Annotated in this window: 2 protein-coding genes and 2 pseudogenes; 1 reads left to right on the top strand and 3 read right to left on the bottom strand. The window is 66.3% G+C overall.

The window, feature by feature from the left end; translation table 11 throughout:
• From ACLP9N_RS07930 to ACLP9N_RS07940, 3 genes and pseudogenes are all read right to left on the bottom strand, one after another.
• A pseudogene (locus ACLP9N_RS07930) lies at positions 1 to 316 on the bottom strand (glycosidase); the annotation flags it as partial.
• Between the two features lie 13 nt (positions 317 to 329).
• Positions 330 to 962: pseudogene (locus tag ACLP9N_RS07935) on the bottom strand (hypothetical protein); the annotation flags it as partial.
• A complete protein-coding gene (locus ACLP9N_RS07940; RefSeq protein ID WP_442406875.1) occupies positions 959 to 1,474 on the bottom strand; it encodes a hypothetical protein in 516 nt (171 codons plus the stop codon). The gene ACLP9N_RS07940 and the pseudogene ACLP9N_RS07935, both read right to left, overlap by 4 nt.
• 202 nt (positions 1,475 to 1,676) lie before the next feature.
• Between ACLP9N_RS07940 and ACLP9N_RS07945 the strand changes: the two genes are divergently transcribed.
• A complete protein-coding gene (locus tag ACLP9N_RS07945; protein ID WP_442406876.1) occupies positions 1,677 to 2,276 on the top strand; it encodes a recombinase family protein in 600 nt (199 codons plus the stop codon).
• Positions 2,277 to 2,644: the final 368 nt, after the last annotated feature.

Genomic DNA, 2,644 nt, shown 5'->3' on the forward strand with positions numbered 1-2,644 from the left:
GGTGGGTCATGACGTGGTCGAGCAGCGCCTCGAGGCTGGCCGTGGCGAGGCATACGACACTGTCGGCCGCGCCGTAGTACATCCGGATCGTGTCGCCGTCGTCGTCGAGGATCCAGCCGCACGGGAAGACGACATCGGCCACGTCACCGGAGCGTTCGTAGGGCGCAGACGGACCGAACACCCACTCGTTGCCGCGAGCGATCACCCGGGTCGGGTCGTCGCGGTCGAGGAGCGCGAGCCCGAGACGGTAGATGGCTCCCGACGCGGTTGTGCGGACGCTGTGGTAGCAGAGGAGCCACCCGGCGTGGGTCAGCATCGGTGGGGGGCCCAGGCCCAACCGTGTTGGCGTCCCACCACCCGCCGCGACGGGCCGGTAGCAGGACCTTGGAGTCGCCGAAGTGGCGCAGATCAGGACTCCACGACAACCAGATGTGCGCTCCGAGTCCCGGCATCTGCGCCGTCGGCCGGTGGATCAGCGCCCACCGGCCGTCGAAGGTGGTCGGCAACAGTGCAGCGTCCTTGTTCTCGGGGGACTGCAGGACGCCGCGACGGTCGAAGTGCACGAAGTCCCGTGTGGATGCGAGCAGGACCAGCGGTCCGGTGGTGGAGAAGCCGGTGTACACGATGAGGTACTCGTCGCCGACCCGGGTGATCCGTGGGTCCTCGACACCCCAGTGCTCCTCGAAGGTCGAGGTCTGCGCGAACATTCCCCGATCGCGCTCCACGGTCCAGTTGCCGTAGCCGTCGGGGCTTCGGGCGACCACCAGGTAGGACAGGCCGGTGCGGTCCTCCACCCGCAACAGCAGCAGGGTCTGGCCTTCGAAGACCGTCGCACCGGGGTTGAACACGGCGTTGACCATCCGTGGCAAGTCAGCGGCGGTGATGATCGGATTGCCGGGATGGCGCACGAACATCTCGGCCAGGCCACCCCGCGACGGCGCGGGCGGGTCGGCGGAGGTCATGCGACGCAGGCCCGGTCGCTCGGGAGAGCCACCTCATGGGCTCGTCGCAGCGCCGTGAGGAACACAATGGTCGACTCGGCGCCCTGGTTGGCGTTGGGCCCATCGACCTGCAGCCCGTCGAAGCAACCCCCGGTTCGATCGTCGAACATGGCGACGCCGAGGTCGTTTCGACCGGTGAACCACCCGGCGGACCGGATCGTCACGTCGGCCCAGTCGGCCTGGCCGGTCACGGTGAACGCCCGCGCCGCGGCGTCGGCCATGGCGCCCGCCTCGATCGGTTGCTGGTCGAACGCTGGTCGGGGTTCGCCGCCGGTCCAGCCGTGGGTCGGCGTGAAGCTGAAGTGACCCCGGGGCGCCGTCTGCTCGGCGACGAGCCAGTCCAGGAGCCGCAACCCCTCGGCGCGGGCCCGCTCGGCCAGCTGCCGCACCAACTCGTCGCTGGCCATACCCGGCTGCGGCTGCGCCGCATCCAAGTCCACCACAGCGTTCTCATGGCTTATCACATCGGTCACAGTGTCTCCTTCTTCCTTAGGGCGGACGCTACCTGCTGGGGGGGAGCGAGTCGCGCGTTACTGGTCTCGTTTGTAAAGAATTGAGACGTGGCCGCTGGGATAGGTTGGGCAACAGAAACCGCCAGGTGGCCGTGTCTCAGAAGTTGACTCAAAACCACTGTCTCATATTGATGTGTTCTGCGACTTTTGAGACACTCATGGCATGGCATTCGACACCGCCCCCGCTGCGACCGGAACACAACTGGGCTACGCCCGAGTCAGCACCGGACATCAATCCCTCGACCAACAAGTCGATGCGCTGACGGCGGCAGGCGTCGAGGGCGCTCGCGTCTACTCAGACAAACTGTCTGGCACATCAACCCGCGAGCAGCGTCCCGGCTTAGCGGCGCTGCTGGACTACGCCCGCGAAGGAGACGCCATCGTGGTGGTCGGCATCGACCGCCTGGGCCGCAACGCCTCCGAGGTGATGACGACGATCCGCGAGCTAGGAGAGCGTGGGATCGTGCTCCGGTCGCTCCGCGAAGGCATCGACACCTCGAATGCCACAAGTCGGATGGTGGCCGGCGTCCTCGCGAGTCTTGCCGAGCTTGAGTTGGAGTTGGGCCGCGAACGCCGCTCAGCCGCACACGAAGCCCGTCGGGCACGCGGGCAGTCCATTGGACGACCGAAGGCTCTGGACGCTTCGAAGGCTGCTCTTGCTCAGCGGATGCACGCCAGCGGCGAGAATGCTTCCACTATCGCCGCAACGCTAGGCGTGTCTCGGGCGACCATCTATCGCGTACTTAGCGACCAGACGAGCTGAGTGTTGCGCAAAGCCCCGAGCGATTCTGTCTGGACTCGCTGAGTCGCGCTGTCAAGTTGATGGGCCCCGGGTTGACGGCGCGAATTGGCTCTAGGCTGTTGGTCGGTTGGCTCTTGGTCGGTGATTGCGTGGCTCTGGTTGTGCTTCGGCGGCTCAGATCTGCGCGCTCGGGGGTCATAGATACGTGTGCGACCGGTCTTAATCTGCGCGTTTGCGCTGATATTTTGCCGCACGAGGTAGCTGCATGCTGGCTAGCATGAGCGACATTGATCCGCGTGCGGATGCGCCGCTGGTGGACTGGAGCGAGCTGGGCGTGAGCGGGCTTTTGCCGACGGGCACGGTGACGCTGCTGTTGGCTGACGTGGAGG

Source organism: Mycobacterium sp., assembly GCF_052144515.1.
Classification (GTDB): Bacteria; Actinomycetota; Actinomycetes; order Mycobacteriales; family Mycobacteriaceae; genus Mycobacterium.